The organism is Pseudomonas sp. GW821-FHT03A09 (assembly GCF_059421065.1).
On sequence record NZ_JBWKUX010000004.1, the window covers coordinates 186817 to 201759 of the forward strand.

General features: G+C 60.9%; 16 protein-coding genes. 5 read left to right on the top strand and 11 right to left on the bottom strand.

Translation table 11 applies throughout. From position 1 onward, the window contains the following. Window positions 1–41: 41 nt before the first annotated feature. The gene (locus AC07V4_RS08705) at window positions 42–584 is read left to right on the top strand and encodes a 3'-5' exonuclease (RefSeq protein ID WP_492635928.1); all 543 of its coding nucleotides are present in this window, start codon (window positions 42–44) and stop codon (window positions 582–584) included. A gap of 63 nt (window positions 585–647) precedes the next feature. After that, the gene (gene ppnP / locus AC07V4_RS08710) at window positions 648–932 is read left to right on the top strand and encodes a pyrimidine/purine nucleoside phosphorylase (RefSeq protein ID WP_431751329.1); all 285 of its coding nucleotides are present in this window, start codon (window positions 648–650) and stop codon (window positions 930–932) included. Window positions 933–980: 48 nt separating this feature from the next. On the opposite strand, the gene AC07V4_RS08715 is transcribed toward ppnP, so the two are convergent. Next, window positions 981–1787: an MOSC domain-containing protein gene (locus tag AC07V4_RS08715; protein WP_492635927.1), complete on the bottom strand. Its 807-nt coding sequence runs from the start codon at window positions 1785–1787 to the stop codon at window positions 981–983. Between the two features lie 150 nt (window positions 1788–1937). Continuing rightward, on the bottom strand, window positions 1938–2873 hold the full coding sequence (locus AC07V4_RS08720; protein ID WP_492635926.1) for a chemotaxis protein CheV: 936 nt from the start codon (window positions 2871–2873) through the stop codon (window positions 1938–1940). Between the two features lie 555 nt (window positions 2874–3428). Between AC07V4_RS08720 and AC07V4_RS08725 the strand changes: the two genes are divergently transcribed. From AC07V4_RS08725 to AC07V4_RS08735, 3 genes are all read left to right on the top strand, one after another. After that, window positions 3429–3878, top strand: a complete 450-nt coding sequence (locus tag AC07V4_RS08725) for a hypothetical protein (RefSeq protein ID WP_431752573.1) — start codon at window positions 3429–3431, stop codon at window positions 3876–3878. Window positions 3879–4225: 347 nt separating this feature from the next. Beyond that, complete coding sequence (locus AC07V4_RS08730; protein WP_492635925.1) at window positions 4226–5119, top strand: sensor histidine kinase; 894 nt, start codon at window positions 4226–4228, stop codon at window positions 5117–5119. Further along, window positions 5116–5775 (top strand): response regulator transcription factor, encoded by a 660-nt coding sequence (locus tag AC07V4_RS08735; protein ID WP_492635924.1) that lies wholly within the window; start codon window positions 5116–5118, stop codon window positions 5773–5775. The genes AC07V4_RS08730 and AC07V4_RS08735 overlap by 4 nt, the downstream gene beginning before the upstream one ends. Here AC07V4_RS08735 and yegS read toward each other — a convergent pair. The 9 genes from yegS to AC07V4_RS08780 form a co-directional block, all read right to left on the bottom strand. Next, window positions 5734–6654 (bottom strand): lipid kinase YegS, encoded by a 921-nt coding sequence (gene yegS / locus AC07V4_RS08740; protein WP_492635923.1) that lies wholly within the window; start codon window positions 6652–6654, stop codon window positions 5734–5736. The genes AC07V4_RS08735 and yegS overlap by 42 nt on opposite strands. 657 nt (window positions 6655–7311) lie before the next feature. Next, window positions 7312–7704, bottom strand: a complete 393-nt coding sequence (locus tag AC07V4_RS08745) for a DUF2802 domain-containing protein (RefSeq protein WP_431753573.1) — start codon at window positions 7702–7704, stop codon at window positions 7312–7314. Beyond that, window positions 7705–8190 carry a chemotaxis protein CheW gene (locus AC07V4_RS08750; RefSeq protein WP_110625085.1) on the bottom strand — a complete coding sequence of 162 codons (486 nt, stop codon included), beginning with the start codon at window positions 8188–8190 and terminating at the stop codon, window positions 7705–7707. Window positions 8191–8271: 81 nt separating this feature from the next. Beyond that, window positions 8272–9075 (bottom strand): CheW domain-containing protein, encoded by an 804-nt coding sequence (locus AC07V4_RS08755; RefSeq protein ID WP_492635922.1) that lies wholly within the window; start codon window positions 9073–9075, stop codon window positions 8272–8274. After that, window positions 9075–9863: a ParA family protein gene (locus AC07V4_RS08760; RefSeq protein WP_431753571.1), complete on the bottom strand. Its 789-nt coding sequence runs from the start codon at window positions 9861–9863 to the stop codon at window positions 9075–9077. The genes AC07V4_RS08755 and AC07V4_RS08760 overlap by 1 nt, the downstream gene beginning before the upstream one ends. A 50-nt stretch (window positions 9864–9913) precedes the next feature. Continuing rightward, window positions 9914–10801 (bottom strand): flagellar motor protein MotD, encoded by an 888-nt coding sequence (motD, locus tag AC07V4_RS08765; RefSeq protein WP_492635921.1) that lies wholly within the window; start codon window positions 10799–10801, stop codon window positions 9914–9916. A 15-nt stretch (window positions 10802–10816) separates the two neighbouring features. Next, on the bottom strand, window positions 10817–11557 hold the full coding sequence (locus AC07V4_RS08770; RefSeq protein WP_123717524.1) for a flagellar motor protein: 741 nt from the start codon (window positions 11555–11557) through the stop codon (window positions 10817–10819). Next, entirely contained in the window at window positions 11557–12678 is a 1122-nt protein-coding gene (locus AC07V4_RS08775; protein ID WP_492635920.1) for a protein-glutamate methylesterase/protein-glutamine glutaminase, read from the bottom strand. Before AC07V4_RS08775 ends, AC07V4_RS08770 begins: the two co-directional genes overlap by 1 nt. 49 nt (window positions 12679–12727) lie before the next feature. Further along, complete coding sequence (locus tag AC07V4_RS08780) at window positions 12728–14938, bottom strand: chemotaxis protein CheA (RefSeq protein ID WP_492635919.1); 2211 nt, start codon at window positions 14936–14938, stop codon at window positions 12728–12730. Window positions 14939–14943 lie beyond the last annotated feature (5 nt).

Genomic DNA, 14943 nt, shown 5'->3' on the forward strand with positions numbered 1-14943 from the left:
TCTATCCCCATCAGGAAAGGACGAGTACGGGAACCTGCGCGATGCCCCATTGGCTGATTATTGACCTTGAAGCCACAACGGATGAAGGCGGCTGGCCCGTGACGGAGATGGAAGTCATCGAGATCGGCGCCAGCCTGGTCAATCGCCAGGGCCGCGAGCTGGATCACTTCCAGCGTTTTGTGCGGCCGCTGCGCCGTCCATTGCTGACGCCTTTCTGCCGCCAACTGACCCACATCACTCAGGCCAACATCGACGGCGCGACACCGATCACCGAGGTGTGGCCGCTGTTCGAGCGCTGGTTGGGCCAGCATCAAGCACGCCTCGAAGGCTGGGCCAGTTGGGGGGATTACGACCGCGTGCAGCTGGAACTGGAATGGCAGCGCCATGACCTGAGCAGCGCCCTGGCGCAGACGCCCCATGTCAACCTCAAGCAACGCTTCGCCAAGGCGCGGCGCCTGGACAAGCCGCTGGGGCTCAATGGCGCCCTGCAATTGGCGGGAATGCAGTTCAATGGCCAGCAGCATCGCGCACTCGAAGACGCACGCAATACCGCACGCCTGCTGCCGTTGATTTTGCCGGTCTAGGCAGCTCCCCCGGGCTTGGGCATACTGGCCGACCTTTCCAGCCCCTTTTCCGAGGATTCACCCATGTTCAAAGTCAACGAGTACTTCGACGGCACCGTCAAGTCGATCGCTTTCGGCACCGCAGAAGGTCCGGCGACCATCGGCGTGATGGCCCCGGGTGAATACGAATTCGGTACGGCCCAGCGTGAAATCATGCACGTGGTGTCCGGCGCGCTGACGGTCAAGCTGCCAGAAGCCAGCGACTGGCAGACCTTTGCCGCCGGCAGCCAGTTCAACGTACCGGCCAACAGCAAGTTCCAGCTCAAGGTCGCGGTAGACACCGCTTACCTGTGCGAATACCGCGGCTGATGTCCGTCCGTTGAAAAAAATGCCCATCTCCCAGGAGACGGGCATTTTTTATTCCAGGATCGTGACCGGCATGCCGACTTCAAGGTAGCCGACACTATCGTTGACCAGGTTCTGGCCGAACATCGCCCCGTTCTCCGTCTTGCGATAGGTATCGAGCGTGGCGAAGGGTTCGCGGTCGGCGCTGCGTTCGCCGGTCGCGGGATCGATCGTGGTGAGAATGCAGCGTGAGCATGCCTTGACCACGCGAAACTCGACATCGCCAATACGCAAGCGCTTCCAGCCGTCTTCGGCGAACGCTTCACCGCCTTCGATCACCAGGTTGGGACGAAAACGCAGCATCTCCATGGGACGGCCAACGTGTTGCGAAAGATCATCCAAGGACGCCTGGCCGATCAGCAGCAGCGGGTAGCCGTCGGCAAACGCCACTTGGTCATCATCTTTGCCGAAACCAGCCTCGGTGGTGCGTGCCCGCGTCAGTGGCATCTGCACCAGCCGCGTGGGTTTTCCGATAAAGGCGCTGACCCAGGCAGCCGCCTCATCCCCGGCATCCGGCACACGCAAGGTGTCGCGCCAGATGGTCACGCCACGCAACTCGGCGTCATCGCCCGGCAACGCCACGTCCAGCGGCGCAACGCCTGGGGTGCTGAGGGTCAAGCCGCCATCAGCGCTCCAAAGCGCCGACAACTGGCTCATCTTCGCCACGGCCCGCTGCGTCAGGAAACGCCCGCTGGCTTCGTCCACCAACATCCAGCGTCGGTCCCCGTCCAGCCCCAGCTTATCCAGGCCAATCTGCTGCAAGACCTCGGCCTTGCCGGACTTCAAAGGGTAACGATATAACGCGCTGAGACGAAGCATGGGCCTGCTTTCCTGGAAGAACAAAGCGCCACCCTATCCGAAACGCGAGCGTCTTTGTAGTGAGCGGGCTTGCCCCGCGCCGCGGAGTGTCAGGCGCCTCATGCTTGGCTGACACTCCGCGGCGCGGGGCAAGCCCGCTCACTACAGGTTTCAACCCTGGGCGTGGTCGAGCATCAGGCGTTGACGCACCACATCCACCAGTTTGTCCGGCTGGAACTTGGACAGGAAGTTGTCGCAACCCACCTTCTTGACCATCGACTCGTTGAAGCTGCCTGACAGCGAGGTGTGCAGCACCACGTAGAGCCCGCGCAAGCGCGGATCGTTGCGGATCTCGGTGGTCAGGCGGTAGCCGTCCATCTCGGGCATTTCGGCGTCGGTGAAGATCATCAGCAACTTGTCGGTCATCACCTGGCCGCTGTCGGCCCAGGCCTTGAGCATGTTCAGTGCCTTGAGGCCGTCGCTGGCGATGTGCATCTTCACGCCGAGTTGCCCAAGGGTGTCGCGCAGTTGCGACAGGGCTACGTTGGAGTCATCCACCAGCAGCACTTCGCGACCACGGGCACTCTCCAGCACCGGGTCTTCGAGTTTTTCGCGGGAGACCTTGGCGCTGTATGGCACGATTTCGGCGAGGACTTTTTCCACGTCGATGATTTCCACCAACTGGTCATCGACCTTGCTGATGGCGGTAAGGTAATGCTGGCGACCGGCGCTGGTCGGCGGCGGCAGGATGGCCTCCCAGTTCATGTTGACGATACGGTCGACGCCACCCACCAGAAACGCCTGCACCGACCGGTTGTACTCGGTGACGATGATGGTGCTGTTAGGCCCCGGAACCAGAGGGCGCATACCGATGGCCTGGGACAGGTCGATCACCGGCAGGGTCTGGCCACGCAGGTTGACCACGCCGCACACGAAGGGGTGGCGCTGGGGCATCAGGGTCAGCTTGGGCAGTTGCAGCACTTCCTGCACCTTGAACACGTTGATCGCGAACAACTGCCGCCCGGCCAGGCGAAACATGAGAATCTCCAGGCGATTCTCACCCACCAGTTGCGTGCGTTGATCTACCGTGTCGAGAATGCCGGCCATTAAAAGCTCCTGATGTGCGCGTTTGATTCACGCTGAGAGGATTGTGCAGCTCAGTTAAGGCTAGTTATCGGCGGCAAGCGCCAGACCTTGACCCCGGTAAAATGCCACGTAAATCAGTTGATGTCACACTGACATCATGCTTTACTCCATTCGCCCCTCATATGGCATTACAGCGACGTTGCGCGACATCCAAATCGACGCTGGGTTCCGCTGCGTAAGGGATTCCCCTACACACAATCAGGTCCAACCTGATATTCGCGATATCTAATAGCCATTAATGTGACGCCATTCTCATTGCATGAATGGAGTCAGGCTTTTGTTTGCCATACCAAGCCCACGCCCCACGGGTCTTCCAGGCACTCTGATGCCGGCAACTAAAGTTGTGCAATTGCCCCGGATAACGAGGGCCACGCTCGGCTTTCGCGATCGATTCAATAACGGTCCTACTGAAATCTCAGAACCAACCTACAGATTCCAGTCATATTTCAGCGGTAGTTTTACGCCATTCACCCGGTGCGACATCTCATCACCCGACCTTAAGTTGCGGAGACTTGCATGATGAATAGCGCAAACGAATGGCAAACCGCACTTCCCGAATTCCTGCTGGAAGCCGAAATGCTGCTAGCCAAGTCGGAAGAGTGCTTGAGCCATCTGCATTTGATTCGCAACGACAGCGATGCCATCGACTGCATGAAAGCCAGCCTCGCCAAGCTCGCGGAAAAAGCCGAAGGCCTGGCACTGCAGGCGATCAGTGAATTCTCCCGACACATCCAATACCTGATTGCCAACGCCGTGAGCCCCATGCAATTGCATGATCAGGCACTGGAGGCCCTGCATGACTGCCTGACGTTGCTGGCCTGGCAATTGGAGTTGATCGACACGCGAACCGGCGAGCTGGCACTGGATGAAAGTGAACAAACCACGCTGATTGCCACGGTTACCTTGCAGATTCCACAAAAAGACTTCGGTAACAAACCGCAACAACAGCTGCATCACACGGCCTGAGCAACGATCAGGTCGTGTTTAATACGTGAGTTATCTAAAAACGACCCTTTTGTTAAACGGTCGAGGTGATCTTGCGTGGCAGAAGTATCAATTAGCCACCAACTTAATTAATACAATGACTCACTCACTTTGAACTCTGGGATTACCCCCCAGGGTATTTGTGTGGTCAATAAGCCTGTCGGGCGAGGCGCCAGGCGACCAACGGTAATAGTGGTGGTACTATGCCCCGCTCGAAGTGACTCAACTTCATCATGTTTAAAAACGATCCGGCACAGCATTCCAAACAAAGGCCTGTCAGCCACCATGACCGGCTTTTCCGCAGCGAACCTTCATTGGCTCCATCCGCTATGTACGCCAGCCTAAAGTCACTCATCGCAAGGTCCGTGTCCCGCAGCAATGCCCGCCGCCTGGTCCTCGCCTTGTGCCTGTGCTCATTGCTGGTCAGCCTGTGGGCCTATAGCCGTTCCGCGCCACTGCCGCTTTCGATCCTTTTGCTCAACCTGATCACCTTGATCGTAGTGGGTGTGCAGCAGTGGAACTCGCGCAAATCCATCAAGTTCCAGCCCCAGGAATTGGCCGACCGCCTGTTGCAAGTCCAGGAAAACGAACGCCACCGACTCAGCCGCGATCTGCATGATGACATCGGCCAATTACTGACCGCCGCCAAACTGCAAAGCGAATGGCTCAAGCGCCGCCTGCCGGACGACCTGCAAAGCCAATGCTCGGTACTGTGCAACACACTGAATGAAACCCTGGCCAAAGTGCGTGATGTCTCGGCCATCCTCAACCCGCGCCAGCTGGCCAGCCTGGGCCTGGAAGCCAGCCTGCGCGCGCACCTGCTCAAGACCCTGGAAAACACCCCGATCCACTGGAGCCTGGAATGCCAGCAACGGTTGACCGGCATCCCCGAAGAAATGGCCGTGGCGGCCTTTCGTATCACTCAGGAAGCGGTGACCAACATGCTCCGCCACGCCCAGGCGCAGAATCTGCGGGTGCGCCTGCAACGCCTGCCCGAGGGCTTATCGCTGATGATTTGCGATGACGGCCAGGGCTTCTCGCCTGCTCCCAACCCGGGCCTGGAAGGCCAGCGGGGCATGGCCGGTATGTCTGAACGGATCGATCAGTTGGGCGGCTCGTTGTCCGTCAACAGCCAGCCTGGCAAAGGCACGCGGATCGACGCACTTTTCCCCTGGGCGCCCCGCGCCCTCGAACGGGCCAGCGCCCCTAAGGCTCTTGAGTGACCTGTAAATTACTCCTGGTGGATGACCATGCACTGATCCGGGCCGGCGTGCGTGCGCTGATCCTGGATATTCCCGGCTACACCGTGATCGGCGAAGCCAACGATGGCGCGCAACTGCTGGAGAAATTCAGCACGCTGCAGCCGGACATCGTGCTGCTGGATCTGTCGATGAAACACACCGGTGGCCTGGACGCCCTGCAGCAACTCAAGCTCGCCTACCCCAAGAGCAAGGTGCTGATCCTGTCGATGCACACCGACCCTGAACTGATCATGCGCGCGCTGGAGTCCGGTGCCCATGGCTACCTGCTCAAGGACACCACGGCCAACGAGTTGGAGCACGCCCTGCTGGCCCTGCGCAACAACGAGCGCTACCTGAGCCCTGCCATTGCCCACACAGTGATCAACCAGGCATTGATCCGCAGCCAAGGCCCCTCCTCCACCACACCCCAAAGCCACACGCTTACGCCACGCCAGCTGGAGATCCTGCGCTTGATCGTGCGCGGCAAATCCACCCGCGAAATCGCCCAGGGCCTGGGCTTGAGCATCAAGACAGTGGAAGCGCATCGCTCACAGATCATGAAGCGCCTGCAGATTTACGACGTCGCCGGCCTGGTGTTATTCGCTGTTCGCGAGCAGATCATCAGCCTGGACGACTAGGGGCGAACCCAGCGGCAAGTGCACGCGCAAAGCCTTGGGCAACGCACTGAAACGCAAATCGTCGCCCTGTAACGGTTCACCATCCAGATTGAGGTACAAGCCCTCGGCCGCCTTGATCTCGACCCAAGGCAAGCGCGCCCGCACAAACATCTTGTCCAGGCCCCAACCGTCGCTCATCAGGGTAAGCAAGGTGCCAACCACTTCCTGAGGTGCTGGCAGGATGCTGATATCGAGCATGCCATCATCGGCCAACGCGCCAGGGCACAGCACATGCCCACCGCCCGCCTGGCGGCCGTTGCCGATACCCAGCGCCAGCAAATCACCTTTCCAGTGAAACCCCGGGCCTTCCAGCTCACCGTAAGCCGCCTTCAATTCGCTGAATCGCGTCAGGCCAGTGAACAGGTAGGCAGCGCCGCCCAGGACCTTTTTCAGGTCTTCCGAGGTATTGGCGGTGACCTGGCTGCCGAAACCACCGGTGGCCATATTGAGGAACATTTGCCCGCCAACCTGACCGAGGTCGATCGCCCGTGGCGGTACATCCAGCAATGCCAGTGCCTGGGCGGGCTCCAGCGGTACACCGGCGGCGCGGGCAAAGTCGTTGGCGGTGCCCAGGGGCATCAGCACCAGGCTGGACTCGGTCTTGGCCAAGGCCATGGCTTCGGCCACGTCGCGCAGGGTGCCGTCGCCGCCGCCGGCAATGATGTGGGTGTAGCCGTCAGCCAACGCTTCGTTGACCAGACGCTGGGCGTCACCGCCCTCCCACGTCACCCGCACGGCCAACTCCCAGCCCTGCTCGCGCCGGGCCTGCACGGCGGAACGCACGTCCTCGTTGAGGGCTTGCTTGCCGTGGAGGATCAGCAGGGCTTTGGGGGTGGTCATTGGGGAATCTCCTGATTCAAGGGTGCTTGGAGGATGTGGACCTTTTGGGAGGGGGTTTGGTTTACCGGGTGTATATCCATTTTTTTGGTAACGGCGGCTGGCGGTTCCGCCCTTACGGCGGGTCACTTTGGAAAAGCCCCAAAGTAACCAAAGGGCTCTTGCCCCAACACTCGGCACCTCGCTCACGCTCGGTGTGCCCGTAATCCATGCCGAATTTCGGCCAGCGTGTTTAACGGGGCGCCTAAGATCAAAATCAAGATCAAAAACAAAGCCAGAGCCAGAGCCAGAGCCAGAGCCAGAGCCGAATTAGATGTGCTTTTCTGTGGGAGCTGGCTTGCCTGCGAAAGCATCAGCCGGATATGCCTGATTCACCGAGGTGTCCGCATCGCAGGCAAGCCAGCTCCCACATTTGGACCGAGACCGACTTCCAGAGACCGGTCGGCTACTAGGCCGCCGCGCTTTTGCTTTTGATCTGGAGTCGCCCCGTCAAACACGCTGGCCGAACGCAGGCTTTGGAGCGTGGGCACACCGAGCCTAGGCGAGGTGCCGAGTGTTGGGGCGAAGGCCTTTTGGTTACTTTTGGGCCTTTCCAAAAGTGACCCGCTGTAAGAGCGGAACCCTAAGTCGCCGTTACCTAAATAACGGATATGTACTCGGTCAGCTCTTGTGAAGCTTGCTCATCAATTGCGCCTCAGCCTGGGTCAACCCACACGACTGCGTCAGCTCATCCACCGTAGCCCCCATCCCCACCAACTTCGCCGCTTGAGCGAATGACAGACTGGTAGGATCACGCTGTTCAATCTGCGCCAGCTTATCCGGCAACGGCCCGAGGATCGCGCGCAGTTCATGCACCTCATCCCCCACCTTCACCGCACTCTGCTGGAAGTGATCAACCCGCTTGACCAAATCGATGATGCGCCGATCACGCACGGCATCGCGCTCAGCTTGCTGCTGGGCCAACTCCCGTTGCTGGCGCATGTAGCGCAGCAGGAAAGCCAAGGTCCCGACCCACAACAGGGCCAGGACAATCACCGCCGCCTCGAAGAACAATCAGATGCTCTCCAGTTCCGACCATTCTTCTTCGCTCATCATCTTGTCCAGCTCAACCAGAATCAGCAGTTCGCCGTTCTTGTTGCACACACCCTGGATAAACTTGGCGGATTCTTCGTTGCCCACGTTCGGTGCGGTTTCCACTTCCGACTGGCGCAGGTAAACCACTTCAGCCACGCTGTCGACCATGATCCCGACCACTTGCTTGTCGGCTTCGATGATCACGATACGGGTGTTGTCGTTGACTTCCGTCGGCACCAGGCCAAAGCGCTGGCGGGTGTCGATCACCGTCACCACGTTGCCGCGCAGGTTGATGATGCCCAGCACGTAGCTGGGTGCACCCGGCACCGGGGCGATCTCGGTGTAGCGCAGCACTTCCTGCACGCGCATCACGTTGATGCCATAGGACTCGTTGTCCAGCTTGAAGGTTACCCATTGCAGGATTGGATCATCGACCAAACCTTGTGCAGATGCTGACTTGTTCATTCCTCGGACCCCTTCAAATGCCGATTTACCCGGCGTATGTACGTAGCAAGATCGCACTCACGTGCGGCCCTTATTGTTCAATCAACTGCGTTGGTTCTGCGCCATCGTCTTGACGGCACCGCTGGCGATCAACTCGGCCAATTCGGCGACGTCGAGCAACGCACACATATGTTCGATCACGGTGCCCGCCAGCCAAGGTCGTTGGCCACGGTGACTGCGCCATTTGATTTCGTTCGGGTCCAGGCGCAACGAGCGGCTGACTTGATGCACCGCCAGCCCCCACTCGTAGCCCTGCACCGAGATCACGTATTGCAAGCCTTGGCGAAAGTCATCGCGGTAGCGGTCAGGCATGACCCAGCGTGCGGTATCCAGCACTTTGAGGTTGCCGGCCTGGCTGGGCAGGATGCCAAGGAACCATTCCGGTTGCCCGAACAACGGCGTCAACTCCTGGCCTTCCAGGGAATAGATCGAACCCAGGCACACCAGCGGCACCGCCAGGGTCAGCCCGGCGACATCGAACAACAGGCATTCGAACGGCTCAGCGGCCCACGACGGACGGCCGTCACCGGTCTGCGGCGGCGGTGTGATGCTCGGCGGCAGGTGCACGTCCACAACGGGCTCGACCACCACCGGCGCTACGACAACCGGCTCGACTGGCGTCGCCACCGGCACCGCTACTGGAGCGACCACAACATGGGCGTCACGGGCCTGCTCTTCCAAGACGGCCAGCTGGAACTCATCCAGCGTGCTTTCCTGCTCGACTACCGGTTCAAGCACCAGCAGAGGTTCCGGCAATTCTTCCGCGGTCGCATCCTGCAGCAAGGCATCCAGGTAGGATTCCAGCGCCAGTTGCGGCCGGGTCTTGAGTTCGATGGGACGGTTCATCACGCCACCTGCGCCACAAGCTGCTGAGCGAGCAGATGCTTGAGCAATGCGCGGTAAGCCAGTACGCCACGGCTTTTGCCATCGAACTGCGAAGGCGTCAGGCCCGCGCGGCTGGCGTCACGCAGGCGCGTGTCCACCGGGATATAGCCGTTCCAGATGGTGTCCGGGTAGGCATCACGCAGTACACGCAAGGTACCGAGGGACGCTTGGGTGCGGCGGTCGAACAACGTCGGCACGATGCTGAACGGCAGCGCCTGTTTACGCGAACGGTTGATCATCGCCAGGGTGCTGACCATGCGCTCCAGGCCCTTGACCGCCAGGTGCTCGGTTTGCACCGGGATCACCAGTTGCTGGCTGGCCGCCAAGGCGTTGACCATCAGCACGCCGAGCAACGGCGGGCTGTCGATGATCGCGTAATCGAAGTCCTGCCACAGTTGCGCCAGGGTCTTGGCGATGACCAGGCCCAGGCCGCTCTGCCCCGGCGACTGACGCTCAAGGGTGGCCAAGGCGGTGCTCGACGGCAGCAGGGAAATGCTGTCGTTACTGGTAGGCAGCAACAATTGCCCAGGCAAATCGGCCGGCACACTGCCCTTGTGCAGGAACAGATCGTAGCAGCTGTGTTCCAGCGCATCCGGGTCGTAGCCGAAATAGCTGGTCATGGAGCCATGGGGGTCGAGGTCGACCACGACCACACGCTTGCCCGCCTCGGCCAGCAAGCCGGCTAAGGCGATGGAGGTGGTGGTCTTGCCGACCCCACCTTTTTGATTGGCAACTGCCCAGACTCTCATTCAGTTGGTTCCTCCCGGTGGGCACAAGCGCGACCGAGACATTGCATACGTTATTGAGCCAGTGACGGGGAATTGACGCTGCCCTGCCGAACCGGCGGCTTAACCACGGGCGGTGCAGTTTGTGTGCCAGCCCGCTTCAATGCTGCATCCGGTGTTGCATTAGCCGTCCCCGTACCGGTCAGACTACGGCGTACGTCCAGGTTACGTGACACTACCAGTACCACACGGCGGTTGCGTGCACGGCCTTCGGCAGTCGCATTGTTGGCCACCGGCTGAAACTCACCATAGCCCACCGACGCCAGGCGCCCTGGGTTCACGCCTTGCATCGCCAACATGCGCACAATGCTTGCGGCGCGGGCGGATGACAGCTCCCAGTTGGTGGGGTACTGAGCGGTGCTAATGGGCAAATTGTCGGTGAATCCTTCAACGTGGATCGGGTTTTCAAACGGTTTGAGGATCGCCGCCACCTTGTCGATGATGGTGAACGCCTGGTCGCTCGGCATGGCATCGGCGCTGGCGAACAGCAAGCTGGAATTGAGCTCGATCTCCACCCACAACTCATTGCCGCGCACGGTCATCTGGTTGGAGCTGATCAGGTCGCCAAACGCGGCGCTGATATCGTCAGCGATGCTTTTCAGCGGATCGCTGGTGCCGCCGATGCCGGCGGCGACTTCATCGCTGTCGTTGACCAGCGGCTTGGCCGGGGTCACGGTCTTGGGCCGTTCGTCGCCAATGGGTATCGGCTTGACCGAGCGGTCGGTGTCGTTGAACACGCCGATCAGCGCCTGGGAAATGACTTTGTACTTGCCTTCGTTGATCGACGAGATGGAATACATCACCACGAAAAACGCGAACAGCAAGGTGATGAAGTCCGCGTAGGACACCAGCCACCGCTCGTGGTTAACGTGTTCTTCAGGCTCGCGGCGGCGACGGCTCACAGACAATCCCTCCCATCAATCCATGAAGCCCTGAAGCTTCAATTCGATGGAGCGAGGGTTTTCGCCCTCGGCAATCGACAGCAGGCCTTCCAGCAGCATCTCCCGGTAACGCGACTGGCGCATGGCGATCGACTTGAGCTTGCTCGCCACCGGCAACAGCACCAGGTTGGCACTCGCGACACCATAGATAGTTGCGACGAAGGCCACGGCAATGCCGCTGCCCAGTTGCGACGGATCGGCCAGGTTGCCCATCACATGGATCAGGCCCATCACCGCACCGATGATGCCGATGGTCGGCGCATAGCCGCCCATGCTTTCAAAGACTTTGGCGGCATTGATGTCGCGGCTTTCCTGAGTGTAGAAATCCACTTCGAGGATGCTGCGGATGGCTTCCGGCTCGGCGCCGTCGACCAGCAATTGCAGGCCTTTGCGTGCATAGCTGTCGGGCTCGGCATCGGCCACGCCTTCCAGGCCCAGCAAGCCTTCCTTGCGCGCGGTGAGGCTCCAGTTGACCACGCGATCGATGCCGCCCGGCAAGTCGACGCGCGGCGGGAAAATGATCCACACCAGAATCTGCATGGCGCGCTTGAACGAACTCAGGGGCGATTGCAGCAAGGCCGCGCCCACGGTACCGCCGATCACGATCAGCGCCGCCGGGCCGTTGGCCAAGGCGCCGAGGTGGCCGCCCTCGAGGAAGTTGCCGCCGATGATCGCGACAAACGCCAGGGTGATGCCGATCAGGCTCAGGACATCCATCAGAGGCACGCCTCCACCAGATGCTTGCCGATGTCGTCCAGGCTGTACACCGCGTCGGCCAGGTCAGCCTTGACGATGGCCATGGGCATGCCATAGATCACGCAGCTGGCCTCATCCTGGGCCCAGATCGCGCTGCCACCCTGCTTGAGCAGGCGAGCGCCTTCACGGCCGTCGGCGCCCATGCCGGTGAGCACCACCGCCAGAACTTTGTCACCGTAGGACTTGGCCGCCGAACCGAAGGTGATGTCCACACACGGTTTGTAGTTCAAGCGTTCGTCGCCCGGCAGGATTTTCACCGCGCCACGGCCATCCACCATCATCTGTTTGCCGCCTGGGGCCAGCAACGCCAGACCGGGGCGCAGGATGTCGCCGTCTTCGGCCTCCTTGACGCTGATACGGCAGAGCTTGTCCAGGCGTTCAGCGAAGGCCTTGGTGAACGCGGCGGGCATGTGCTGCACCAACACGATCGGCGCCGGGAAGTTGGCCGGCAGTTGGGTCAGCACGCGTTGTAGGGCAACCGGGCCGCCAGTGGACGTACCGATAGCCACCAGCTTGTAGGCTTTACGCTTGGGCGCAGGCGAATGAGCGCTCGGTGCCGAGGCGCGCACTGGTGCCACCGCTGGCCGCGCCGCGGGTGCAGGGGCTGGCCGTGCAAACGAGGATGTCGTCGGCGCGGGTGCCGCAACAGGTGCGGGCGCAGGGGTGCTGAACAGGCTGCGACGGTTACTGCGGGAAATGCTGTGCACCTTCTCGCACAGCATCTGCTTGACCTTCTCGGGGTTGCGCGAGATGTCTTCGAAATTCTTCGGCAGGAAGTCCACCGCACCAGCGTCCAACGCATCCAGGGTGACCCGGGCGCCTTCGTGGGTCAGCGAAGAAAACATCAATACCGGCGTCGGGCAGCGCTGCATGATGTGCCGCACTGCGGTGATGCCATCCATCATCGGCATCTCGTAGTCCATGGTGATCACGTCCGGCTTCAACGCCATGGCCTGATCGATCGCCTCTTTGCCGTTGGTGGCCGTGCCGACCACCTGGATGGTTGGATCGGCGGAAAGAATTTCCGAGACGCGGCGGCGGAAGAAACCCGAATCGTCCACCACCAGGACCTTGACTGCCATAAACACTCCGTTAGGCGGGGCAGGCAATACCGCCGAAGCCCCACCAGAATCAAATACGCCGTGCGGCGTAACGCTTGAGCATGCTCGGAACATCGAGAATCAGTGCGATCCGACCGTCACCGGTAATGGTCGCACCCGACATGCCCGGGGTTCCCTGCAGCATTTTGCCCAAAGGCTTGATGACAACTTCTTCCTGGCCGACCAGTTGATCGACCACAAAGCCGATGCGCTGGGTACCCACGGACAGAATCACCACGTGACCTTCGCGCTGCTCTTCATGGGCAGCCGACGCAACCAGCCAGCGCTTGAGATAGAACAGGGGCAATGCCTTGTCGCGCACGATCACCACTTCCTGGCCGTCCACCACGTTGGTGCGCGACAGGTCGAGGTGGAAGATTTCGTTGACGTTGACCAGCGGGAACGCGAACGCCTGGTTGCCCAGCATCACCATCAGGGTCGGCATGATCGCCAAGGTCAACGGCACCTTGATCACGATCTTCGAGCCCTGGCCCTTGGTCGAGTAGATATTGATCGAGCCGTTGAGCTGGCTGATCTTGGTCTTCACCACGTCCATGCCGACGCCACGGCCGGACACGTCGGAAATCTCGGTCTTGGTCGAGAAACCCGGGGCGAAGATCAGGTTGTAGCACTCGGTGTCGGTCAGGCGGTCGGCGGCGTCCTTGTCCATCACACCGCGCTTGACCGCGATGTTGCGCAAGACGGTCGGGTCCATGCCTTTGCCGTCATCGGTGATCGACAGCAGGATATGGTCGCCTTCCTGTTCAGCCGCCAGAATCACCTTGCCGTTACGGGACTTGCCCGCGGCTTCGCGTTCTTCCGGGGTTTCGACGCCGTGGTCGACGGCGTTGCGCACCAAGTGGACCAGCGGGTCGGCCAGGGCCTCGACGAGGTTTTTGTCGAGGTCGGTTTCTTCGCCCACCAGTTCCAGGTTGATCTCTTTCTTGAGCTGGCGCGCCAGATCACGAACCAACCGAGGGAAGCGGCCGAAGACTTTCTTGATCGGCTGCATCCGCGTTTTCATCACGGCGGTTTGCAGGTCGGCGGTGACCACGTCGAGGTTCGACACGGCCTTCTGCATGGCTTCGTCGCCACTGTTCAGGCCCAGGCGCACCAAGCGGTTACGCACCAGCACCAGTTCACCGACCATGTTCATGATGTCGTCCAGCCGCGCCGTGTCCACACGCACGGTGGTTTCGGCTTCGCTGGCAGGCTTTTCAGCCACGGGTGCAGCGGCGGCACGCGCAGGGGCCGGGGCCGCAGCAGGTGCGGGCTTGGCGGCCGCAGGTGTGGCAGCTTTGGCGGGCACCGGCTTGGCGGCCACGGGGGTAGCCGTCGCGGCGGCCGCCGGTGCCACTTCGCTGAACTTGCCCTTGCCGTGCAATTCGTCGAGCAAGGCTTCGAATTCGTGATCGGAAATCAGCCCATCGCCGGCAGGTTCAGGAGTAGCGGCCGGTGCAACAACGCTGGCGGCGGTGGCAGCGACTTCCGGCAAGGCGTCGGCCACGAACGTGCCTTTGCCGTGCAGTTGGTCGAGCAACGCTTCGAATTCGTCGTCGGTAATGTCGGTGTTGGCCGAGGCGGCAGGCGCTTCGGCAGCAGCAGGCGCCACGGCGTCGGCGGCGAACTGGCCCTTGCCGTGCAACTGGTCGAGCAAGGATTCGAATTCGGCGTCGGTGATGTCTTCGCTGGTCGGCACGGCAGGCGCAGTGGCCGCTTGCGGTGCTTCAGCCTCGGCCTTCACGGCACTGAGAGAGTTGAGCAGTTGTTCGAACTCGCTGTCCGTGACATCCGGCTCGGCTTCCACTACAGGCTCAGGTTCCGCTTGAACCACGGGCGCAGCCGAGGTGTCGGCCGGCTCCGCCAGGCGCGCCAGGGCGGCCAGCAGTTCCGGGGTGGCAGCGGTGATCGGTGCGCGATCGCGCACTTCACTGAACATGCCGTTGACCGCATCCAGCGCTTCGAGAATCACGTCCATCAATTCCGAATCAACGTGACGCTCACCCTTGCGCAGGATGTCGAACACGTTCTCGGCGATGTGGCAGCACTCCACCAGCTCATGGAGCTGGAGGAAGCCGGCGCCCCCTTTTACAGTGTGAAAACCGCGAAAAATTGCATTGAGCAGGTTCGCATCATCCGGACGGCTTTCCAGCTCGACCAGTTGCTCGGACAGTTGCTCTAAAATTTCGCCGGCCTCTACAAGGAAATCCTGAAGGATTTCTTCATCGGCGCCGAAGCTCATGTGGG

Excerpts from the sequence above, each read along its gene's own strand:
- AC07V4_RS08705 (WP_492635928.1), top strand. The coding sequence starts at position 42 with ATGCCCCATTGGCTGATTATTGACCTTGAAGCCACAACGGATGAAGGC.
- ppnP (WP_431751329.1), top strand. The coding sequence starts at position 648 with ATGTTCAAAGTCAACGAGTACTTCGACGGCACCGTCAAGTCGATCGCT.
- AC07V4_RS08715 (WP_492635927.1), bottom strand. The coding sequence starts at position 1,787 with ATGCTTCGTCTCAGCGCGTTATATCGTTACCCTTTGAAGTCCGGCAAG.
- AC07V4_RS08720 (WP_492635926.1), bottom strand. The coding sequence starts at position 2,873 with ATGGCCGGCATTCTCGACACGGTAGATCAACGCACGCAACTGGTGGGT.
- AC07V4_RS08725 (WP_431752573.1), top strand. The coding sequence starts at position 3,429 with ATGATGAATAGCGCAAACGAATGGCAAACCGCACTTCCCGAATTCCTG.
- AC07V4_RS08730 (WP_492635925.1), top strand. The coding sequence starts at position 4,226 with ATGTACGCCAGCCTAAAGTCACTCATCGCAAGGTCCGTGTCCCGCAGC.
- yegS (WP_492635923.1), bottom strand. The coding sequence starts at position 6,654 with ATGACCACCCCCAAAGCCCTGCTGATCCTCCACGGCAAGCAAGCCCTC.
- AC07V4_RS08750 (WP_110625085.1), bottom strand. The coding sequence starts at position 8,190 with ATGAACAAGTCAGCATCTGCACAAGGTTTGGTCGATGATCCAATCCTG.
- AC07V4_RS08755 (WP_492635922.1), bottom strand. The coding sequence starts at position 9,075 with ATGAACCGTCCCATCGAACTCAAGACCCGGCCGCAACTGGCGCTGGAA.
- AC07V4_RS08760 (WP_431753571.1), bottom strand. The coding sequence starts at position 9,863 with ATGAGAGTCTGGGCAGTTGCCAATCAAAAAGGTGGGGTCGGCAAGACC.
- AC07V4_RS08770 (WP_123717524.1), bottom strand. The coding sequence starts at position 11,557 with ATGGATGTCCTGAGCCTGATCGGCATCACCCTGGCGTTTGTCGCGATC.
- AC07V4_RS08775 (WP_492635920.1), bottom strand. The coding sequence starts at position 12,678 with ATGGCAGTCAAGGTCCTGGTGGTGGACGATTCGGGTTTCTTCCGCCGC.
- AC07V4_RS08780 (WP_492635919.1), bottom strand. The coding sequence starts at position 14,938 with ATGAGCTTCGGCGCCGATGAAGAAATCCTTCAGGATTTCCTTGTAGAG.